Source organism: Massilia sp. IC2-476 (genome assembly GCF_020707295.1).
Lineage (GTDB): Bacteria > Pseudomonadota > Gammaproteobacteria > Burkholderiales > Burkholderiaceae_D > Telluria.
In genome coordinates, this window is sequence record NZ_JAJFER010000008.1 from 98,524 (window position 1) to 119,292 (window position 20,769).

The following is a 20,769-nucleotide window of genomic DNA, read 5'->3' on the forward strand; positions in this document are numbered from 1 at the left end:
ATGCGCCACGTCAGCTTTGTCGACAACAACGATGTCACCCTGCTGGAGAGCGGCACCGCGTTCTTCCCGGCCCTGATCGCCGCCATCGACGCGGCGCAGTACGACATCCTGTTCGAAACCTATATCTTCGCCGAGGACGAGGTCGGGCATGCCGTGCGCGACGCCCTGATCCGCGCCGACCGCCGGGGCGTCAAGGTGCGCGTGCTGGTCGACTGGATCGGTACAGAGCACCGGCCCGCGCTGCGCCTGGGCGAAGCCTTCGCAAGCGCGGGTGTGCAGTACCGCGTCTTCAACCCCTGGTGCAAGCGCGGCATCGCGCGCTCGCACCGCAAGATTGTCGTGGTCGACCGCGACGTCGCCTTCGTGGGCGGCATCAACATCAATGACGACTGGCGTTGCGACCATGCCGACAAACATCGCCTGCCCGCGCCGCGCTGGGATTTCACGGTCCAGGTACGCGGTCCGCTGGTGGCCCAGATCCACGACGAGGCCCAGGGCCAGTGGCTGCGCGCGGGACGCCTGAAGCTCCGGCAGCGCATCGAGCTGTTCAAGGAAATGCGCAAGGAGCCGGAGCAGTCCTGCGCCTACCCCGCGCGCGCCGCCTTCGTGGTGCGCGACAACCTGCGCAACCGTTCCACCATCCAGCGCGCCTACCTGCAGGCCCTGGGCCGCGCCAAGCACAGCGTGCTGCTCGCGACTCCGTATTTCGCGCCGGGCCGCAAGTTCCGCAAGGCGCTCGCGCATGCGGCGCGGCGTGGGGTGCAGGTCACCTTGCTCATCGGGGTAGGGGAGTTCGTGATCCAGGATATGGTGGCCCACTCCTTCTACCCCAAGCTGCTGGCCGACGGCATCCGGGTGGTCGAGTACCGCAAGACCCAGCTGCACGCCAAGGTCGCGGTGGTGGACGACGACTGGGCCACGGTCGGTTCCAGCAACTGCGACGGGCTGTCGCTGTTCCTGAACCAGGAAGCGAATGTCGTGGTGCTGGACGAGCGTTTCGCCGCCACCATGCGCGCGCACATCGAGCGCGGCATCGCGGACGGCGTGCCGATCCGGGCCGAGGATTATGCCCACACGGGCTGGTTCCGGCGTGCGAGCTATGGATTGGCCTACATGGTGTATAAACTGGTCATGCGGATCTTCGCGATCGGCTATGCGTAAATTAGGGTAGGCAACATGGAAGACAACAACGTACGAATCGACAAGTGGCTGTGGGCGGCGCGCTTCTTTAAAACGCGCTCGATGGCGACCGACGCGATCGACCGCGGCCGCGTGCGCATCGACGGCGAGCCGATCAAACCGGCGCGCAACGTCAAGGTGAACGACAAGATCTTCATCGACAACGGCTCGGACCGCTGGGAAGTGATCGTGGCCGCGATTTCCGGCACGCGCGGCCCGGCGCCGGTGGCGCGCACGCTGTATTTCGAAACCGACGAGAGCATCGCCAAGCGCGAAAACGACAAGACCGCGCGCCGGCTGTTCCCCGAACCGAGCATGGAACTCAAGGGGCGTCCGACCAAGCGCGACCGCCGGGCCATCAACCGCATCAACGACGAATAGTCCTCACGCCTGCGGCGCCGATGCGCCGCAGGCCAGCGCTTTGTCGAGGTAGGCCACCAGCGCCGCATCCCATCCATGCAAGCCAGTCGGCGGCGCAACCGAACGCAGCCGCGCCAAGGCTTCCTCCACCCTCGGGTCGCCGCCGCTGAATTCCCGGATCAATGCGCGTGCGCGCCGGGCGATTTCTTGTGCCGCCGGCGCATCCGGTGCGAGTCCCGTGTCCATGCATGTCCGCAGTTCCCGGCCAACGCGTTCCCATGCCCCGAGGCCTTGCCCCGCCTTGGGCGCATGCGAACGCTGCTCGATTGATCGCATCGCGGCCAGCGTTGCCAGGAGGCTGTCCGCATCAATATGTTTTTCGGGCAGTGCCGTCAGGCTGCGAAGGCGGTCGCGCAAGCCGCCCAACTGCAGCATGCGCTCTTCGGTGCGTGCGAGCTGGGTCTGGAGCATTCCCATCAATGATTCATCCTGGCCAAGGCTGGCCTTGATGTCGTCCAGCGACAGGCCGAGTTCGCGCAGCGCACGGATCCGGTACAGCTGCCTGACCGCGGCATCGTCGTACAGCCGGTGCCTGCCGCCGCTGCGCCGCACCGCGGCCAGCAGGCCGATCTGCTCGTAATGGTGCAGGGTCCTCACCGTCACCTTGGTCGCGGCCGCGAGTTCGCCAATGCGCCAGAGTTTTCCGGGAGTGTCGGGGATGTCCATGGTGGTGCCAGTGTACAAGCTCACGCAGCGTCAGGTTCAAGTGCCGGAAGAAAGAGCATCCCCACCCTTGCATCTCACGTAGCGTGAGTTTGTAGACTGTCCGGCATCGTTCAACCGGAGCAGGAGCACGACCAGCATGCGCATACTTCTTTCGACCATCGGCACCAGGGGCGACGTGCAGCCCATGCTGGCCCTCGCAATGGCCCTGCGGGAGCGCGGCCACGATCCCTGTTTCTGCGTCCCGCCCGACTTCTGCGAATGGATCGCAGCCATGGGTTTCCGGGCATACGCTGTCGGGCCGGCGCTACGGCAGCCGGGCCCGGCTGCATCGGCTGCCCCGGCGGCCACCGATATGCAGGGCATGGCGGAGCGAACCCTGGCCGCACAGTTCAGCGCCATCAGCGAGGCCGCCCGTGGCTGCGAGCTGATCGTCGGGGCCACTGCGCTGCAGATCGCCGCGCCATCGATCGCCGAAGCAATGGGCGTTCCCTACGTCTTCGCAGCCTTCTGCCCCGCGGCCTTGCCTTCTCCCTGTCATGCGCCGCCCGTCTATACGAGCCTGGGCGAGCGGCCGGATGCCGCGAGCACCGACTATCCAGAGCGCTGGGAGCGCGATGCGCAGCGCTGGAACCTGGCCTGGCGCGCGCCGCTCAACCAACACCGGGCAGCACTCGGGCTGGCCGCCGTCGATGATGTCCGCAGCCACGTGTTGACCAGCTTTCCCTGGCTGGCGGCCGATCCGGTGCTGGCGCCGTGGCCGGGCCCGGCTGATCCCGCAGTGATCCAGACCGGGGCATGGATGCTCGCCGACGACCGTGCCTTGCCCGACGAGGTGCAGCGCTTCCTGGATGCGGGGGAGGCCCCTGTCTACATCGGCTTCGGCAGCGCGATGTCCGGACAGGGCGCCGCGGCGCTGCTCGCCGCCGCGGCGCGTGCCCTGGGGCGCAGGTGCATCGTGTCGCGTGGCTGGGCCGGACTGGATCGGAGTGGTTCAGCGGAAGACTGCTTGCTCATCGATGAATGCAACCACCAGGCACTGTTCAGGCGTGTGGCGGCGGTCGTGCATCACGGCGGCGCGGGGACCACAAGCACCGCCGCGCTGGCCGGAGCACCCCAGCTCATCATTCCCCAGCAATACGACCAGTTCTATTGGGCCCGCCAGGTCGCCGAACTGCGCATCGGGACAGGCGCGCCACAAGAACCGCATCCGGAACAAGTGGCCGAGCTGCTGCGGCACATCCTGCAGCCGGCGATGGCGCAGCAGGCGCGCGAAGTCGCCAGTCATGTCGATCCGGATGGCGCCGCTGTTGCGGCTCAGCTCCTGAGCAATGGGATGCCCCCAAACGTGGGGGGATTACGCGTAGTGCATACATTTTAATGACAATTAGAAACAGTTTCCGTACGACAATATAATCGTAAATACATTTGACGGACCTGCATGAGGCGCGACACATGCCGATTGCGTACCAACAACCACGGCACATCGTGCCGACGAGGAGAAACCATGATCGAGCGCTTCCGTGCGCTGTCCCTGGCCTGTGTGCTGGGACTGTCGAGTCCAGCCTGGGCCGCGACCGCCACCATCGACACCACCGCCAGGAATGGCGTTGTCCAGCTCGGCAAGACCGTTTGGCTGAGCGGCAAGGTCGATGGCAAGGGCATGTCGATGAACTTCAGCGTCAACGGCGTTGCAGGCGGCAACGCGACCTATGGCACCGTCAACTCGCAGAACGGCGAATACCGCGCGCCCGCGGTCATGCCACCGAATCCGGTCATCACCATCCGGGGTCAGACCACGCAGTGGGCGCCGGTGCAGGCCAGCGCCAGCGTCGCCCTGACCCTGGTGTCGACTGCCGGCACGCCGACCCCCAATCCGACCCCGACGCCGACGCCGACCCCGGAGCCTGCGCCGGACGCCCAGACGCAGGCGGCCGCGCGCTTCCTGCAACAGGCCAGCTTCGGCCCGACCCCGGCCGCGATTGCCGCCTACAAGCAGATGGGGCAGGCCGCCTGGCTGGACCAGCAGTTCAGCACGGCGCCCAGCCCGATGCCGGTCACGGGCGACCTGAACGTCTTGCGCACCAACTGGTTCAAGAACATGGCCAGCGGCCAGGACCAGCTGCGCCAGCGCATCATCTTCGCGCTGTCGCAGATCTTCGTGGTCTCGGCAGACAAGAATCCGTATGCGAACGAAATGCAGCCCTGGCTCACCACGCTGCAGAATCATGCGTTCGGCAACTACTACAACCTGCTGCGCGAGATGTCGCTGAATCCCGCCATGGGCAAGTACCTGGACATGGGCAACAGCGTACTCCCGGCGCCGAACGAGAACTATGCGCGCGAAGTCATGCAGCTGTTCACCATCGGCCCGGTCATGCTCAACCAGGACGGCAGCATCCAGCGCGACCGCTTCGGCGAAGCGGTGGCCAGCTATGACCAGCAGACCATCGGCGAGCTGGCCCGCGCACTGAGCGGCTGGACCTATGCCGGCCCGGCCAACCGCCTCAACTTTGAAAACTTCAGCGGCCCGATGCAGCCGCTCGACAGCATGCACGACAAGGGCGCCAAGACGCTGCTCCAGGGCGTGACGCTGCCGGCAGGGCAGAGCGCGCAGCAGGACTTCGACGCGGCGATGCAGAACCTGTTCCAGCACCCGAACATCGCGCCCTTCGTGGCAACGCGCCTGATCCGTGCGCTGGTGACCAGCAATCCGAGCCCGGCCTACATCGCCCGGGTCGCGGACGTATTCGCCAACGGCCCGGCCGGACGCGGCGACATGAAGGCAACGATCACGGCAGTCCTGCTGGATCCCGACGCGCGCAACGACGGTGCACCGTCCGGCAAGCTGAAAGATCCGATCCTGCAGATCCTCAGCCTGGTGCGCGCCGCCAATGGCAACGTGCTGAACCCCGCCAACCTGTTCTGGGAGACTTCGCTGCTGGGCCAGCAGCTGCTGAATGCGCCGACCGTGTTCAGCTTCTTCTCGCCGCTGACGCCGCTGCCGGGGCATCCGGAGCAGTTCGGCCCCGAGTTCCAGGTCTATACCCCGGCGCTGGCCGTGGCGCGCGCCAACTTCGTGTACCGCCTGCTGAACGACGAGTTCGCCAGCATGATCAAGATCGATCTCGGTCCTTACATGAACGCCGCCGGCGACCCAGCCGCGCTGGTCAGCCTGGTGGATGCGACCCTGCTCCACGGCCGCATGAGCCCGGCAACCCGCCAGGCCATCCTCGCCAGCGTGTCCGCCACCACCGACAAGAAGCAGCGTGCGCTCACCGCCTTGTACCTGACGGCGATCACCGCCGACTTCGCCGTCCAGCATTGAAAGGAAACACCATGAGCAAACACTCGATGTCCCGCCGCTCCTTCCTCGGCAGGAGCGCACAGGTCGGCATGCTGGGCGCCTTGTCCTCGCTCGGCCTGCTGGGCGCGCCGCGCAGCGCCAAGGCGGCCGTGTCCGACTACAAGGCCCTGGTCTGCGTCTACCTGTTTGGCGGCAACGATGGCAATAACATGATCGTGCCGCTCGACCCGAGCCGCTATGGCAAGTACACGGCGATCCGCAGCAGCAGCGGACTGGCCCTGTCCCAGGGGGCGAACACCCTGCTGGGCACCCGCAGCAGCACCCTGAAGGCAGTCGACAACCCGGTCGAGCAGCCGTTCGCCTTCCACTACGGCATGCCCGAGATCGACGCCCTGTACCAGCAGGGCAAGGTGGCGGCACTGCTGAACGTGGGCAGCCTGCACCAGCCCCTGAGCAAGGCACAGTACCAGTCCGGCATCGGCGTGCCGGCCCAGCTGTTCTCGCACCCGGACCAGAACCTGCAGAACCAGGCCGGCACCCCGTCCGTGGGCGGTACCGGCTGGGGCGGGCGCCTGGTCGAGGCACTGGGCGCGCAAGGCAGCCTGAGCGCGGTCGCCGTCGGCGGCAATGGCCTGTTCGTGGAAGGCGCGACCATTCATGGCAACGTGCTGCCGGCCAATGGACAACTCAACCTGCTGGGCATGAACTTCTGGCCGCAGTCCGAATCGGACACCCGGCAGGCGGCGCTGATGCAGATCCTGAATGCGCCGGGCGCCAATCCGGTCGATGGCGCCGCCAACAAGGCCCTGCTGGACGGCATCGGACTGGCGCAGGAACTGAAAGCGGCGAATGCGGCCACTCCGCTGGCGACGGTGTTCCCGGGCTACGGCCTGGCGCAGCAGCTCAAGACCGTGGCCCAGCTGATCCGCATGCGCGCGCAGCAGGGACCGGGCCGCCAGGTGTTCTTCGTCTCACAGGGCGGTTTCGACACCCACGGCACCCAGGCCTACCAGCAGTTCGAGATGCTGCGCCAGGTGTCGCGCTCGCTCGGCGCCTTCCAGGAAGCCTTGAACGAAATCGGCGCCGCCGACATGGTCACCAGCTTCACCATGTCCGATTTCGGCCGCACCCTGCAGCCGGCCAGCGGCGGCACCGACCATGCCTGGGGCAACCACCAGCTGATCATCGGGAATGCGGTCCAGGGCGGCCTGTATGGCGCCTTCCCGGACTTCACACTGGGCGGTGCCCACGATGCGACTGGCCGCGGGGTCTGGATTCCCCAGTTCTCCAACCAGCAGTACGGCGCCACCCTGGGCCAATGGATGGGCGCCGACGTCGAGGTGCTCGAGAACCAGGTGTTCAAGAACGAGCTGGTCCGCTTCCCGCTCAAGAACCTCGGCTTCATGGGCTGACGCCCACCTTACAGGCCTGCCGCCCGGCAGGCCTGGTCCGGCCCATTCCCGGGCCAATCCTTCCCCTCCAACTGCAAGCAAATCTGCCCGCCTCCGCGCCACGCGGGCCGAAAATCGGTTACCTTTATGTCTGCGACAACGTTGTCCTGCCCGCCATCGGGCAGGAACGTCCTGTAGGTGGTTTCTCCGCCTACCGTTGTCGTGCATCAATAGAATCTCGCCTCTAAGTTCCCGTTTGACATTTCATCTCTGGTAGATAATAGTACGAGCGTTCGGATTTTTTCGATTCAGGGGCTGTCATTACTACTTCAGCAAAATTCATGCGCAAGGGCGAACTCACGCGGGCAGCGATCCTGGACGTGGCGCTCGAGCTGTCGAGCCGCGATGGCCTGGAAGGCCTGACCATTGGTTTGCTGGCCGACCGGATGAACATGTCCAAGTCCGGCGTGTTCGCCCACTTCGGTTCGCGCGAAGACCTGCAGCTCGAGGTAGTCAAGCTGTATCACCACCGCTTCGAGCAGGAAGTGTTCTTCCCGAGCGTACGCGAGCCGCGCGGCCTGCCGCGCCTGCAGTCGATGTTCGACCGCTGGCTGGCGCGCGTCTCGGTCGAGATCGCGTCCGGCTGCATCTACATCAGCGGCGCCGTCGAGTACGACGACCGTCCGGGCCCGATCCGCGAGGAGCTGGTCAAGATGGTGCAGGCCTGGCAGGGCGCATTGCAGCGCGCCGCGCGCCAGGCGATCGAGGTCGGCCACCTGCGTGCCGACACCGACGCCGACCAGCTGGTGTACGAGATGTATGGGCTGATCCTGGCCCTGCACCACGATGCGCGCTTCCTGCGCATGCCGGGTGCGGTCGAACGTGCCCGCCGCGGTTTCGAGCGGCTGATCGAAAATTATCGCAATCCATCCATGCCGGCCCAATAACGCGCCGCCAGTCAAACACACTTTTACCTTCGTTCAGGAGAAAACCATGGGTCAGTACGTCGCGCCAATCCGGGATATGCAGTTCGTTCTGCACGAATTCCTCAATGTCAGCGAAGAGTTCAAGAACCTGCCTGCCTACCAGGAAATCGACGCCGACATCATCAACCAGGTGCTGGAAGAAGGTGCGAAGTTCACGCAGGAAGTGCTGTTCCCGCTGAACCACTCGGGCGACCGCGAAGGCTGCCACTTCGACGCGACCACCAAGGCCGTGACCACCCCGAAGGGCTTCAAGGAAGCGTATAAACAGTATGTCGAAGGCGGCTGGGCCGCGCTGGCATGCGATCCGGAATATGGCGGCCAGGGCCTGCCGGTTTCGCTCAACAACTCGTTCTACGAGATGCTGAACTCCTCGAACCAGGCATGGACCATGTACCCGGGCCTGTCGCACGGCGCCTACGAGTGCCTGAAGGAGCACGGCACCGACGAGCAGAAGAAGCTGTTCCTGCCGAAGCTGGTCTCGGGCGAATGGACCGGCACCATGTGCCTGACCGAAGCGCATTGCGGCACCGACCTGGGCCTGCTGCGCACCAAGGCCGAACCGCAGGCCGACGGCACCTACAGCATCAGCGGCTCCAAGATCTTCATCTCGGCCGGCGAACACGACATGGCCGAGAACATCGTCCACCTGGTGCTGGCGCGCCTGCCGGACGCACCGGAAGGCTCGAAGGGCATCTCGCTGTTCCTGGTCCCGAAATTCAAGGTCAATGCCGACGGCTCGATTGGCGAGCGCAACGGCATCGCCTGCGGCGCCATCGAAGAAAAGATGGGCATCCACGGCAACGCCACCTGCCAGATGAACCTGGACGGCGCGATCGGCACCCTGATCGGCCAGCCGCACAAGGGCCTGCAGGCGATGTTCGTGTTCATGAACGCCGCCCGCCTGGGCGTTGGCATGCAGTCGCTGGGCCTGACCGAAGTCGCCTACCAGAACGCGCTGGTGTACGCAAAAGACCGCATCCAGATGCGTTCGCTGTCGGGCCCGAAGGCACCGGACAAGCCGGCCGACCCGATCATCGTGCACCCGGACGTGCGCCGCATGCTGCTGACCGCGAAAGCCTTCGCCGAAGGCGCGCGCGCCCTGACCTCGTACATCGCGCTGCAGATCGACCGTGAACTGAACCACCCGGACGAAGCGGTGCGCAAGGAAGCCGCCGGCGAAGTCGCGCTGCTGACCCCGATCGTCAAGGCCTTCATCACCGACAACGGCTGGATCGCGACCTCGGAAGCGATGCAGGTCTACGGCGGCCACGGCTACATCAGCGAGTGGGGCATGGAGCAGTACGTGCGCGACGCCCGCATCAACATGATCTACGAAGGCACCAACACCGTGCAGTCGCTGGACCTGCTGGGCCGTAAGATCCTGATGGACAACGGCACCAAGCTGCGTGCCTTCGGCGAGAAGATCAAGGCTTTCGTCGAAGAGAACGGCCTGGACGAATCGATGTCGGAATTCGTGACCCCGCTGGGCGAGCTCGGTGAAAAGGTCACCAAGCTGACCATGGAAATCGGCATGAAGGCCTTCCAGAACCAGGACGAAGTCGGCGCCGCCGCCGTGCCTTACCTGCGCGTCGTGGGCCACCTGGTGTTCAGCTACTTCTTCGCCCAGATGGCGAAGATCGCACTGGCCAAGCAGGACTCCGGCGACAAGTTCTACGAAGCGAAGCTGCACACCGCACGCTTCTACTTCGCCCGCCTGTACCCGGAAACCGCGATGCTGATCCGCCAGGCACGTTCGGGTTCGGCGAACCTGCTGGCCATGGACGCAGACCTGTTCTAACACTCCATCACATGGCCCCCGCAGACGAATGCGGGGCCATGACTTATTCCTAAGGAAACAAGAATGTCCAATTTCATCGTGAAGAAAGTCGCCGTGCTGGGCGCCGGCGTGATGGGCGCGCAGATCGCTGCGCACTGCGTGAACGCCAAGGTGCCGGTCGTGCTGTTCGACCTGCCGGCCAAGGAAGGCCCCAAGAACGCCATCGTCCTCAAGGCCATCGAAGGCCTGAAGAAACTGTCGCCGGCCCCGCTGGGCAACAAGGATGACGCAGCCCTGATCGAAGTGGCCAACTACGAGGACAGCCTCGACGTGCTGGCTGGCTGCGACCTGATCATCGAAGCCATCGCCGAACGCATGGACTGGAAGCATGACCTGTACAAGAAGGTCGCGCCGCACATCGCCAAGAACGCGATCTTCGCCTCCAACACCTCGGGCCTGTCGATCAACAAGCTGGCCGAAGGCTTCGACGACGAACTGAAGGCGCGCTTCTGCGGCGTGCACTTCTTCAACCCGCCGCGCTACATGCACCTGGTCGAACTGATTCCGACCACCAGCACCCGTCCTGAAATCCTCGACCAGCTCGAGACCTTCCTGACCTCGACCCTGGGCAAGGGCGTGGTGCGTGCAAAAGACACCCCGAACTTCATCGCCAACCGTGTCGGCATCTTCGGCATGCTGGCCACCATCCACGAAGCCGAGAAGTTCGGCCTGTCGGTGGACGTGGTCGACGACCTGACCGGCGCCAAGCTGGGCCGCGCGAAGTCGGGTACTTTCCGTACCGCCGACGTCGTGGGCCTGGACACCATGGGCCACGTCATCAAGACCATGCAGGACAACCTGGCCGACGACCCGTTCTTCAGCGTCTACAAGACCCCTGAAGTGCTGTCGAAGCTGATCGAGAAGGGCGCCCTGGGCCAGAAGGCCGGCGCCGGCTTCTACAAGAAGGTCGGCAAGGAGATCCAGCGCCTCGATTTCGCCACCGGCGAATACGTCACAGGCGGCGCGAAAGCGGCCGACATCGTCGCTCGCATCCTGAAAGAAAAAGACCCGGTCAAGAAGTTCAAGGCCATGCGTGAATCGACCAACCCGCAGGCGCAGTTCCTGTGGGCGATCTTCCGCGACGCCTTCCACTACATCGCCTTCCACCTCGACACGATCGCTGACAACGCGCGCGACGTCGACTTCGCGATGCGCTGGGGCTTCGGCTGGAGCGTCGGTCCGTTCGAGACCTGGCAAGCCGCCGGCTGGACCCAGATCGCCCAGTGGGTGAAGGAAGACATCGACGCAGGCAAGGCCCTGACCAACGCACCGCTGCCGGCTTGGGTGTTCGAAGGCCCGGTGGCAGAGAAGGGCGTGCACACCGCGGAAGGTTCGTACTCGGTCTCGAAGAACGCCTATGTGCCGGTGTCGGATCTGCCGGTGTACCAGCGCCAGCAGTTCCGCGCACCGGTGGTCGGCTCGACCACCGTCGATCCGAAGACTGCCGGCACCACCGTGTTCGAGGACGACTCGGTGCGCCTGTGGCACTCGGACGACGAAGTGCTGGTCATCTCGCTCAAGACCAAGATGCATGTCATCGGCGAGGGCGTGGTGAAGGGCCTGCAGCGCGGCATGGAAGAAGCGGAGAAGGGCTACAAGGGCCTGGTGATCTGGAACACCGACGCGGCCGAAGGCGGCGCCTTCTCGGCCGGCGCCGACCTGCAGTCGGCCATGCCGGCCTTCATGATGGGCGGCGCCAAGGCGATGGAACCCATGGTGCGCCAGCTGCAGGACGTGTTCATGCAGATGAAGTACTCGAACATCCCGGTGGTCGCTGCGGTTGCAGGCCTGGCGCTGGGCGGCGGCTGCGAGATGGCGCTGCACGCATCGAAGCGCGTGGCCTCGATCGAGTCCTACATCGGCCTGGTGGAAGTGGGCGTCGGCCTGGTGCCGGCCGGCGGCGGCCTGAAGGAAGCGGCAGTACGCGCCTTCACCGAAGCCAAGGGCAACGACATCCTGCAATTCCTGAAGACCGGCTTCACCAACGCGGCCACCGCGCAGGTGTCGAAATCGGCCCTGGAAGCGAAGGCCATGGGCTACCTGAAGGAAGACGACATCATCGTCTTCAACCCGTACGAACTGCTGCACGTGGCGAAGACCACCGCGCGCGCCATGTTCGACGCCGGCTACCGCGCCCCGGCGCGCCGCCCGGTCCAGGTCACCGGCCGCTACGGCTGGGCGACCATCCGCGGCCAGCTGGTCAACATGCGTGACGGCGGCTTCATCTCGGCCTACGACTACCACCTGGGCGACACCATCGCCGAGATCGTGACCGGCGGCGACATCGACCAGGGCAGCGTCGTGTCCGAGCAGTGGCTGCTCGACATGGAACGCAAGGCTTTCATCGCGCTGCTGGGCAATCCGAAGACCCAGGAGCGCATCATGGGCATGATGCAAAACGGTAAGCCGGTGCGCAACTAAAGCGACGACAGAACAGGACGACAAATCATGAGCAAACAACTTCAAGACGCATACATCGTCGCAGCGACCCGCACCCCGATCGGCAAGGCGCCGCGCGGCTTCTTCAACAAGACCCGTCCGGACGACCTGCTGGTGCACGCCATCCGCGGCGCCATGGCGGCCGTGCCGAACCTGGATCCGGCCCTGATCGTCGACGCCATCGTCGGCTGCTCGTTCCCGGAAGCGGAGCAGGGCTTCAACGTGGCGCGTAACTCGGTGGTGCTGGCTGGCCTGCCGAACACCGTCGGCGGCGTCACCGTCAACCGCTACTGCGCTTCGGGCATCACCGCCCTGGCCATGGCGGCCGACCGCATCCGCGTGGGCGAAGCCGACGTGATGATCGCCGGCGGCGTCGAATCGATGTCGATGGTCCCGATGATGGGCCACCATCCTTCGATCAACATGGAAACGTTCAAGGACGAAAACGTGGGCCTGGCCTACGGCATGGGCCTGACCGCCGAGAAGGTGGCTGAGCAGTGGAAGGTGTCGCGCGAAGACCAGGACGCCTTCGGCCTGGAATCGCACCGCCGCGCCATCGCCGCCCAGCAGGCTGGCTACTTCAAGGACGAGATCACCCCGGTCGAAATCGTCACCCGCACCCCGAACCTGGCCACCGGTGAAATCACGGTCAAGCGTCGTACCGTGGACCTGGACGAAGGCCCGCGCGCCGACGCCTCGATGGAATCGATGGCCAAGCTCAAGCCGGTGTTCGCCGCCAAGGGCAGCGTGACCGCCGCGACCTCGTCGCAGATGTCGGACGGCGCCGGTGCCCTGATCGTCGTCAGCGAGAAGATCCTGAAGGAGCACAACCTGACCCCGCTGGCCAAGTTCTCCTCCTTCGCCGTGCGCGGCGTGCCGCCGGAGATCATGGGCATCGGCCCGAAGGTCGCCATCCCTGCAGCCCTGGCCGCGGCCGGCATCAGCCAGGACCAGCTGGACTGGATCGAACTGAACGAAGCCTTCGCCGCACAGGCGCTGGCCGTGATCCGCGACCTCGGTCTGGATACGTCGAAGGTCAACCCGATGGGCGGCGCAATCGCCCTCGGTCACCCGCTGGGCGCGACCGGCGCGATCCGCGCCGCGACCGTCGTGCACGCACTGCGCCGCAACAACCTGAAGTACGGCATGGTGACGATGTGCGTCGGCGCCGGCATGGGCGCAGCAGGCATCATCGAGCGCGTTTAATCGTCGGATAGCAATCACCGCGTGGGCGGGAGGACCCGCCCACCCTACAATGCGGACATGCCGCGGATCGTAGGGTGGGCGGGTCCCCCGCCCACGCGTTCAATCAGACTCAGAAAAAACGGGAGACTCCAAGAATGGACATGTTGATCACCAAGGCCAACGGCCTCTTGACCATCGAATTCAACCGCCTCGAGCGCAAGAACGCCATCACCGCCGCGATGTATCAATCGATGGCCGATGCGCTGATCGACGCCGAGAGCGACACGCTAGTCCGCGCCATCCTCATCGCCGGCAAGCCGGAGATCTTCACCGCCGGTAACGACCTCGACGACTTCATGAAGAATTCGGCCCCGGTCCCCGGCGTGCCGGCCGAGAACCGCCCGGTGTTCCAGTTCATGCGCGCGCTGCACGGCTCGACCAAGCCGGTGATCGCCGCCGTGGCCGGCGCCGCCATCGGCATCGGCACCACCATGCTGATGCACTGCGACCTGGTCTACGCCGCCGACAATGCCAAGTTCTCGGTGCCTTTCACCCAGCTTGGACTGTGCCCGGAATTCGGCTCCTCGCTGCTGCTGCCGCAGCTGGCCGGCTATCCACGCGCGGCCGAGAAGCTGCTGCTGGGCGAAGCCTTCGGCGCCCAGGAAGCTTTCGAGATGGGCCTGCTGACCAAAGTCCTGCCGGCCGCCGAGCTGCGCGCCTTCGCCGAACAGCAGGCCGCCAAGCTGGTGGCGCTGCCGGCCGCCTCGATCCGCACCACCAAGGCGCTGATGAAGCGTCCGCGCGTCGAGGACATCCAGGGCGCGATCGCCGCCGAAAACGAACGCTTCGCCGCCATGCTGCTGGCGCCGGAAGCGAAGGAAGCCTTCACCGCCTTCTTTGAAAAGCGCAAGCCGGACTTCAGCAAGTTCGACTGATCGGGACGGGGTGGGATAGCCCACCACGGGTGGGGGAAGTGTGGCTTGCCATCTTCTCCCTGCCGCATGTGACTCCTATACTTCGCGCTCACATCATCGAAGGGATTCACATGCAACACATGCTCCGTACCGGTATTGCAGCCTTGCTCGCAGTATCCATGACCATCGCCCCGGCTTTCGCCGGCACCCCGGACGACCATTACCTGCTCACTGCAGGCATGGTGCAGAAGCTGAAAGCCGCCAACAAGTCGCTGGCCCAGGCCGACCTGCCGGAAGACACCCCGGCCCAGGAAAAAGAGGACGACAAATACCGCGTGAAGGGCGAGCTTCCGGTCGAACGCTTCATCCTGAGCATCGAGCGCCGTCCGCAAGCCAGGGCCCTGGTCCTCAAGCACGGTTTCACGCCGAAGGATTACGGCCTCGCCACCTACGCGATGCTGGACGCCGTCATGCACCTGACCTATGAAAAGATGGGTTCCAAGGACGACGTGGCCAAGCAATACGCCAAGCTGACCAAGGAACAGCAGGCCAACGTCGCCCTGCTGCGCAAGCTCGGTCCGGCCGCCTACTCATCCAACTGAGGCGGGGATATCGTGAAGAAAGCACCTACCTCCCTGTTCCTCGCGCTGGTCCTCGGCGCCGCAGGCCAGCAAGCCGCGCATGCGCAAAGCTGGGCCGATCGCCTGATCAACCTGGGCAGCGCGGCCAAGGCCGCCGGCAACCTGCGTGTGCCGGGACTCGGACAATCCGGCAAGTCGACCTCGAACAGTCCAGACGATCCAGTCTTCGGGCAGGCCAAAGTCGCCGCGCGCGCCCATCCACAGTACCCAGGCGCCGAATGGCCGGACCGCATGGTGGAAGGCTATATCGCACGCGACCGCTACGGTTGCCCCGCCTTCTTCGCGAACGGCAAGTCGATGTTCGTCTACAGCTTCGACAAGTTCGAAGAGAAGGTCGATGGCGCCTGGGTGACGCTTGACATGCAAAAGCTGGCGAAGGAAGTTCCGCAGCATTGCACGGGCGGCGGCTGAGGTTTCGCCGACATCAGGCCAGCGCCACCGCATCGGCGCCGGCCGGAATACGCAGCGGCGCGGCCGGGTCGAGCGCTGCCCGCCATATCGCTTCCACGACATCGGCGGCGTAGGTCACCGGCCCGTCACCGCTCCTTGCGGCAAACACGCCCTCCACAAAACCCGCATACGCATCCGGCACACCAGCCTGCATGCGCGGCGCGGCATTGCGCGCAAACGTCGTTTCGGGCGAGCGTCCCGGCAGCACCAGATGGGCGCGTACGCCGATGGCCTGCAACTCAAGCGCCAGCGATTCGGTCCAGGCGTTCATGGCCGCCTTGCTGGCGGTGTAGGCGGCCAGCAGCGGCAGCGGCAGCAGCGTCGTGCTCGACGAGACGTTGATGATGACACCAGCCCCGCGCTCGCGGAACTGCGGCAGCAGCGCCTGCGCCATCGCCATCGCGCCCAGGACGTTGGTGTCGAACAGTTCGCGTAGCGTCGCCAGCGGGGTGGTCTCGAACACGCCCAGCAGGCCGATGCCGGCGTTGTTGACCAGGACGTCGACCTGTCCCGCCAGCCCGACTGCATGGCGGATGCTGGCTTCGTCGGACACGTCGAGCGGGATGATGCGCAGCCGGGGCGAGGCCGGCAGCAGATCGGCGCGCGGCGTGCGCATGGTGGCGACGACGTTCCAGTCGCGTTCCAGGAAATGACGGGCGGTCTCGAGGCCGAATCCAGACGAGCAGCCGGTGATGAGGATGGTGGGCATGTGTGGCTCCTTGGTGGGGTGGTTGGTATCAGCAGGATAGGCCGCCGGCGCCGGACTGGATATAATCGATCGTATGCCTTTCATTCGCGAGAGTCCGAACATGGTCGATCCCTTTGCCGAACTCGTCCTGCTGCTCCAGCCGGAGGCGCCGTTTTCGAAATACGTCACCGGCGCCGGCCGCTGGCGCGTGCGGCGCGCGGAAGCCGGCCGGCCCTTTTTCTGCCTGGTCCTGGAGGGCGGCTGCCGCCTTGCCGTCGCCGACCGCGACCCGATCCTGCTGCAGCAGGACGACTTCGTGCTGATCCCGGCGGCGCGCGATTTCACAGTGTTTGGCCTGCAGGAGGGATCCGAGGATGCGGAGGCCTCGTCGTCGGTGCCGCGCGACGGCGAGATCCGCCATGGCGTCCAGGACGGACTGCCGGAAGTGCGGATGCTGGTCGGTTATTGCGCCTTCGGGTCACCCGACGCCACGCTGCTGGTATCGCTGCTGCCCGCACTGGTGCACGTGCGTGGCGACGCCCGCCTGGGCGCGATCGCGCAGCTGGTCGGCGACGAGTTCCGCGCCGCGCGGCCGGCGCGCGAGGTGCTGCTGGCCAAGTTGCTGGAAGTGCTGCTGATCGAGGCGCTGCGCACGGGCGCCCATCACGCCGACGCGCCCGGCCTGCTGCGCGGCCTCGCCGACGCGCGCCTGGGCGCGGCCCTGCGCCGCCTGCACGAGGATCCGGCGCGGGCCTGGACGGTCGGGGAACTGGCCAGGGAAGCGGCCTTGTCGCGCTCCACCTTTTTCGAACGCTTCAGCCGCGCGCTCGGCGTGGCGCCGATGGAATACCTGTTCAACTGGCGCATGGCGATGGCGCGCAGCCTGCTGCGCGAGAACAGGGGCGGCGTGGCCGAGGTGGCGCAGCAGGTCGGCTATGGCTCGGCCAGCGCCTTCAGTGTCGCCTTCGCCCGCCACGTCGGGGTCCCGCCGGCGCGCTACGCCCAGGGCGCATCAGCGGCGGTTTGATGCGCGGTTTCGCGGCAGCCGGCAGCCTAGCGGAAGCGGGTGTAAACTGAGCGGCCGCCATCGTTGCTTCCACCCATGTCGCTACCTTCTCCCGCCGCACCCGTCGCGCCGCCGGCCGCCGTGATGCAAATCCTGTTCTCCGTCGCTTTTGTTCACCTGCTGAACGACTGCGTACAGGCCGTCCTGCCCGCCATCTACCCGCTACTGAAGCACGAATTCGCGCTCAGCTTCACCCAGATCGGCCTGATTACGCTGACCTTCCAGTGCACCGCTTCGCTGCTGCAGCCCTGGATCGGCTTGTACACCGACAAGCGCCCGATTCCCTTCCTGCTGCCAGTCGGGATGTGCGCCACGCTGGGCGGTGTCGCCCTGCTGTCGGTGGCGGGCAGCTTCGCCATGCTGCTGCTTGCCGCAGGCCTGATCGGCCTCGGCTCCTCGACGTTTCACCCGGAAGCCTCACGCGTCGCGCGCCTGGCCTCGGGCGGGCGCTTCGGCTTTGCCCAGTCGCTGTTCCAGGTCGGCGGCAACCTGGGCTCGGCCTTCGGACCGCTGCTGGCGGCCGCCATCATCGTCGGCAGCGGCCAGGGCCGGATCGCTTGGCTGATGCTGCTGGTAGTGCTGGCGGTGATCGTGCTGTTCCAGGTCAGCCGCTGGTACGCGGGACACCTGGCGAGCGTGACGAAGAAGGTCGCCGTGCATGCAGGACCGGGCCTGCCGCGCGGGCGCGTCATCTGGGCCCTGACGGTGCTGGCGCTGCTGGTGTTCTCGAAATACATCTACATGTCCAGCCTGTCGAGCTACTACACCTTCTTCCTGATCGAGAAGTTCCACGTGTCGGTGGAGGCGGCGCAGGGCTATCTGTTCCTGTTCCTGGCGGCGGTGGCGGCCGGCACCTTCGCCGGCGGGCCGATCGGTGACCGCATCGGGCGCAAGCGCGTGATCTGGTTCTCGATCCTGGGTGCGGCGCCGTTCGCACTCATGCTGCCGTATGCGAACCTGTTCTGGACCGCCGTGCTGTCGGTGGTGATCGGGCTGGTGATGTCCTCGGCCTTTTCGGCCATCGTGGTGTTCGCGCAGGAGCTGGTGCCGAACAAGGTCGGCATGATCGCCGGCCTGTTCTTCGGCCTGATGTTCGGCATCAGCGGCATCGGTGCAGCGGCGATGGGGGCCATCGCGGACAGCACCGGCATCGAGACCGTGTACCGGATCGCGTCCTTCCTGCCGCTGTTCGGCATCCTCGCCGTGCTCCTGCCGCGCGTCGACGCAGGCCGCAGCTAGTTCTGAAAGGCAAACTGTGCGCCGGAGCAGTCGACTCCGCGTGCATAATGGCCCCATGGCGGCGCCGGACCGGCGCCGCCGCCTCCCGTCCGCCCTCCCATCCATCCTGTCATGAAGATCCGGGCTTACCTCCTGATCATGATCGGCGCCATCATCCTGCCGATCTCGCTGTTTGCCGCCATCGCGCTGCAGACCCTGCTGCGCTCCGAGCGCGAAGCCGCGCTGCAGGCGCTGGAAGAAACGGTCGGCGCCACGGTGCTGCTGGTGGACCGGGAACTGAGCAGCGCCGAAGCCGCGCTGCGCGTGCTGGCGCACTCGCCGCACCTGGCGCACGGGGACATGGAGGCCTTCTACGAGCATGCGGGCAGCGCCGACCGCGGCGAGACTGGACGCACCATCCTGTTCGCTCCAAACGGCCAGCAGATCATCAATACCGTGATGCCGCTCGGTGAACCGCTGCCGCCGCCGCCCGACTACGTCCGTGTGCGCACCCGGCAAGTCATCGACACCCAGCGCACGGTGGTGTCCGGCCTGATCACGGGCGCCGTGCAGCGGGTGCCCGTCACCACCATCAACGTCCCGGTGCCGCTGGGGGAGGGGCGCCGCTACGTGCTGGCCTCGGTGTTCGGCACCGAGTATTTCAGCAACCTGATCTCGCAGCGCACGATTCCGAAGAGCTGGTCGCTGGCCGTGATCGACCGCGATGGACGCTTCATCGCGCGCACGCGCGACCTGGCGCGCATCGGCCAGCAGGCCAATCCGGAACTGCTGCGCACCGCCTCGGGCAAGACCCGCGGCCTGCTGCGCGCGAAGACGATCGCCGGCGTCGATTCCTATTTCGCTTTCACGCACTCGCCGATGTCGGGCTGGCTGGTGGCGGTGTCGGCGCCGGCCGCCGAGATCGAGGGCGCTGCGCGGCGCGCAGTCACCCTGGCCGCGGTCGGCATGCTGGTGGCGATGCTGTGCGCCGCCGGTGCGGCGGTATTCTTCACGCGCCGGCTGGTGGCATCGATCCGCGGGGCCGCCAGCGCCGCCACCGCGCTCGGACACGGCGCGGTGCCGCATGCGCCGCCGGCCGCGATCGCCGAGGTGAGCGAACTGCATCGCTCGATCGACGAAGCGGCGCACAAGCTGGCCGAGGCCGAGGCCGAGCGCACCTCGCTGCTGGAGCGCGAGCAGGAGGCGCGCGTCGTCGCCGAACAGCAGGTGCAGATCCGCGACGAATTCCTGGCCATGCTGAGCCACGAGCTGCGCAACCCGCTCAGCGGCATCGTCGGCGCCGCCCAGCTGCTGCGCATGGATCCGGCCAACCCGGCCCTGAAACAGCACGCCCAGGACATCCTGCTACGCCAGGGCAAGCACCTGACCCGCATCGTCGACGACCTGCTCGACCTGGCGCGCCTGGCGCGCGGCAAGGTGCAGCTGGACCTGCGTCCGGTGGACCTGGCGGCCGTGGTCGAATCGACGGTCGACGCGCTGCGCATCGCCGGCAAGGTCGAGCACCAGCTCAGCTGCACCCTGGCCCCGGCCTGGGTGCTGGCCGACCGCACCTGCATCGAGCAGGTGGTCGGCAACCTGGTGACCAATGCGCTCAAGTACACGCCCAAGGGCGGCGCCATCGACATCAGCTTGCACACCGACGGCGACGACGCCTGCCTTGCGGTACGCGATTCGGGCGTCGGCATCGCGCCGGAACTGATGCCCCAGCTGTTCGACATCTTCGTGCAGGGCAAGGTGTCGCTCGACCGCTCGCAGGGCGGCCTGGGAATCGGTCTGTCGCTGGTGCGCAGCCTGGTGGCGCTGCATGGCGGGACGATCCGCGCCGACAGCGAAGGCACTGGCCGCGGCAGCACCTTCGTGCTGCGTTTGCCGTTGCTGGACCAGCATGCGCCGCAGGAGGGCACGGCCCAGTCCGCGCCGGGCACGAAGGCACGGCCGGCCGGGAGCGCCGTGCTGCTCATCGAGGACAACCACGACGCGCGCCAGATGCTGGCGGCGCAGCTGGCGGCCATGGGTTATCGCGTGCTGGAAGCGGACAACGGCAAGGACGGCCTCGAGTTGGCGCGGCGCGAACTCCCGGGCCTGGGCATCGTCGACATCGGGCTGCCGGGCATGGACGGCTACCAGGTGGCGGCGCAGGCCAGGCGCGATCCGCTGCTGGCGGGGATGCGCCTGATCGCGCTCACCGGCTACGGCCAGCAGACGGATCGCCAGCGCGCTCTGGATGCCGGCTTCGACGCGCATTTCGTCAAGCCGCTGAAGTTCGAAGACCTGGCCAACTGCCTCGCCGCCGGTTGAGGCGCCCTCAAGGGCATGGACGCGGCGCGCGCGACGCGCTAAGCTCGGCCCAATCCGCCGACCTCG

At 66.3% G+C, this 20,769-nt stretch carries 17 protein-coding genes; 15 read left to right on the forward strand and 2 right to left on the reverse strand.

Annotated features, from left to right (window positions below):
* Together clsB and LK539_RS19645 are read left to right on the forward strand one after the other, a co-directional pair.
* The gene (gene clsB, locus LK539_RS19640; RefSeq protein WP_227802748.1) at positions 1–1,161 is read left to right on the forward strand and encodes a cardiolipin synthase ClsB; all 1,161 of its coding nucleotides are present in this window, start codon (positions 1–3) and stop codon (positions 1,159–1,161) included.
* Positions 1,162–1,176: 15 nt separating this feature from the next.
* The gene (locus LK539_RS19645; RefSeq protein ID WP_227802749.1) at positions 1,177–1,560 is read left to right on the forward strand and encodes an RNA-binding S4 domain-containing protein; all 384 of its coding nucleotides are present in this window, start codon (positions 1,177–1,179) and stop codon (positions 1,558–1,560) included.
* A gap of 3 nt (positions 1,561–1,563) precedes the next feature.
* On the opposite strand, the gene LK539_RS19650 is transcribed toward LK539_RS19645, so the two are convergent.
* On the reverse strand, positions 1,564–2,265 hold the full coding sequence (locus tag LK539_RS19650) for a MerR family transcriptional regulator (RefSeq protein ID WP_227802750.1): 702 nt from the start codon (positions 2,263–2,265) through the stop codon (positions 1,564–1,566).
* A gap of 136 nt (positions 2,266–2,401) precedes the next feature.
* On the opposite strand from LK539_RS19650, the gene LK539_RS19655 reads away from it, so the two are divergent.
* From LK539_RS19655 to LK539_RS19700, 10 genes are all read left to right on the forward strand, one after another.
* Complete coding sequence (locus LK539_RS19655) at positions 2,402–3,643, forward strand: glycosyltransferase (protein WP_227802751.1); 1,242 nt, start codon at positions 2,402–2,404, stop codon at positions 3,641–3,643.
* A gap of 126 nt (positions 3,644–3,769) precedes the next feature.
* A complete protein-coding gene (locus LK539_RS19660) occupies positions 3,770–5,590 on the forward strand; it encodes a DUF1800 family protein (protein ID WP_227802752.1) in 1,821 nt (606 codons plus the stop codon).
* A gap of 11 nt (positions 5,591–5,601) precedes the next feature.
* Complete coding sequence (locus LK539_RS19665) at positions 5,602–6,981, forward strand: DUF1501 domain-containing protein (RefSeq protein ID WP_227802753.1); 1,380 nt, start codon at positions 5,602–5,604, stop codon at positions 6,979–6,981.
* 320 nt (positions 6,982–7,301) lie between these two features.
* Positions 7,302–7,907 carry a TetR/AcrR family transcriptional regulator gene (locus tag LK539_RS19670; protein WP_227802754.1) on the forward strand — a complete coding sequence of 202 codons (606 nt, stop codon included), beginning with the start codon at positions 7,302–7,304 and terminating at the stop codon, positions 7,905–7,907.
* A gap of 46 nt (positions 7,908–7,953) precedes the next feature.
* A complete protein-coding gene (locus tag LK539_RS19675; protein WP_227802755.1) occupies positions 7,954–9,744 on the forward strand; it encodes an acyl-CoA dehydrogenase C-terminal domain-containing protein in 1,791 nt (596 codons plus the stop codon).
* 63 nt (positions 9,745–9,807) lie between these two features.
* The gene (locus tag LK539_RS19680; RefSeq protein ID WP_227802756.1) at positions 9,808–12,204 is read left to right on the forward strand and encodes a 3-hydroxyacyl-CoA dehydrogenase/enoyl-CoA hydratase family protein; all 2,397 of its coding nucleotides are present in this window, start codon (positions 9,808–9,810) and stop codon (positions 12,202–12,204) included.
* 27 nt (positions 12,205–12,231) lie between these two features.
* Positions 12,232–13,428, forward strand: a complete 1,197-nt coding sequence (locus tag LK539_RS19685) for an acetyl-CoA C-acyltransferase (protein ID WP_227802757.1) — start codon at positions 12,232–12,234, stop codon at positions 13,426–13,428.
* A gap of 134 nt (positions 13,429–13,562) precedes the next feature.
* Positions 13,563–14,342 carry an enoyl-CoA hydratase gene (locus LK539_RS19690; protein ID WP_227802758.1) on the forward strand — a complete coding sequence of 260 codons (780 nt, stop codon included), beginning with the start codon at positions 13,563–13,565 and terminating at the stop codon, positions 14,340–14,342.
* 158 nt (positions 14,343–14,500) lie between these two features.
* Positions 14,501–14,923: a hypothetical protein gene (locus LK539_RS19695; protein ID WP_227802759.1), complete on the forward strand. Its 423-nt coding sequence runs from the start codon at positions 14,501–14,503 to the stop codon at positions 14,921–14,923.
* Between the two features lie 12 nt (positions 14,924–14,935).
* Positions 14,936–15,373: a hypothetical protein gene (locus tag LK539_RS19700; protein WP_227802760.1), complete on the forward strand. Its 438-nt coding sequence runs from the start codon at positions 14,936–14,938 to the stop codon at positions 15,371–15,373.
* Between the two features lie 13 nt (positions 15,374–15,386).
* Here LK539_RS19700 and LK539_RS19705 read toward each other — a convergent pair whose 3' ends face one another.
* On the reverse strand, positions 15,387–16,121 hold the full coding sequence (locus tag LK539_RS19705; protein ID WP_227802761.1) for an SDR family oxidoreductase: 735 nt from the start codon (positions 16,119–16,121) through the stop codon (positions 15,387–15,389).
* Positions 16,122–16,221: 100 nt separating this feature from the next.
* Between LK539_RS19705 and LK539_RS19710 the strand changes: the two genes are divergently transcribed.
* The 3 genes from LK539_RS19710 (at position 16,222) to LK539_RS19720 (ending at position 20,703) form a co-directional block, all read left to right on the forward strand.
* On the forward strand, positions 16,222–17,127 hold the full coding sequence (locus LK539_RS19710) for an AraC family transcriptional regulator (RefSeq protein WP_227802939.1): 906 nt from the start codon (positions 16,222–16,224) through the stop codon (positions 17,125–17,127).
* Between the two features lie 75 nt (positions 17,128–17,202).
* Complete coding sequence (locus LK539_RS19715) at positions 17,203–18,405, forward strand: MFS transporter (protein WP_227802762.1); 1,203 nt, start codon at positions 17,203–17,205, stop codon at positions 18,403–18,405.
* A 111-nt stretch (positions 18,406–18,516) separates the two neighbouring features.
* Complete coding sequence (locus LK539_RS19720; RefSeq protein ID WP_227802763.1) at positions 18,517–20,703, forward strand: ATP-binding protein; 2,187 nt, start codon at positions 18,517–18,519, stop codon at positions 20,701–20,703.
* Positions 20,704–20,769 lie beyond the last annotated feature (66 nt).

Coding starts and splice junctions, on each gene's coding strand:
- LK539_RS19655 (WP_227802751.1), top strand. CDS start 2,402: ATGCGCATACTTCTTTCGACCATCGGCACCAGGGGCGACGTGCAGCCC.
- LK539_RS19715 (WP_227802762.1), top strand. CDS start 17,203: ATGTCGCTACCTTCTCCCGCCGCACCCGTCGCGCCGCCGGCCGCCGTG.
- LK539_RS19680 (WP_227802756.1), top strand. CDS start 9,808: ATGTCCAATTTCATCGTGAAGAAAGTCGCCGTGCTGGGCGCCGGCGTG.
- LK539_RS19665 (WP_227802753.1), top strand. CDS start 5,602: ATGAGCAAACACTCGATGTCCCGCCGCTCCTTCCTCGGCAGGAGCGCA.
- clsB (WP_227802748.1), top strand. CDS start 1: ATGCGCCACGTCAGCTTTGTCGACAACAACGATGTCACCCTGCTGGAG.
- LK539_RS19650 (WP_227802750.1), bottom strand. CDS start 2,265: ATGGACATCCCCGACACTCCCGGAAAACTCTGGCGCATTGGCGAACTC.
- LK539_RS19710 (WP_227802939.1), top strand. CDS start 16,222: ATGGTCGATCCCTTTGCCGAACTCGTCCTGCTGCTCCAGCCGGAGGCG.
- LK539_RS19645 (WP_227802749.1), top strand. CDS start 1,177: ATGGAAGACAACAACGTACGAATCGACAAGTGGCTGTGGGCGGCGCGC.
- LK539_RS19660 (WP_227802752.1), top strand. CDS start 3,770: ATGATCGAGCGCTTCCGTGCGCTGTCCCTGGCCTGTGTGCTGGGACTG.
- LK539_RS19690 (WP_227802758.1), top strand. CDS start 13,563: ATGGACATGTTGATCACCAAGGCCAACGGCCTCTTGACCATCGAATTC.
- LK539_RS19695 (WP_227802759.1), top strand. CDS start 14,501: ATGACCATCGCCCCGGCTTTCGCCGGCACCCCGGACGACCATTACCTG.
- LK539_RS19705 (WP_227802761.1), bottom strand. CDS start 16,121: ATGCCCACCATCCTCATCACCGGCTGCTCGTCTGGATTCGGCCTCGAG.
- LK539_RS19685 (WP_227802757.1), top strand. CDS start 12,232: ATGAGCAAACAACTTCAAGACGCATACATCGTCGCAGCGACCCGCACC.
- LK539_RS19670 (WP_227802754.1), top strand. CDS start 7,302: ATGCGCAAGGGCGAACTCACGCGGGCAGCGATCCTGGACGTGGCGCTC.
- LK539_RS19720 (WP_227802763.1), top strand. CDS start 18,517: ATGAAGATCCGGGCTTACCTCCTGATCATGATCGGCGCCATCATCCTG.
- LK539_RS19675 (WP_227802755.1), top strand. CDS start 7,954: ATGGGTCAGTACGTCGCGCCAATCCGGGATATGCAGTTCGTTCTGCAC.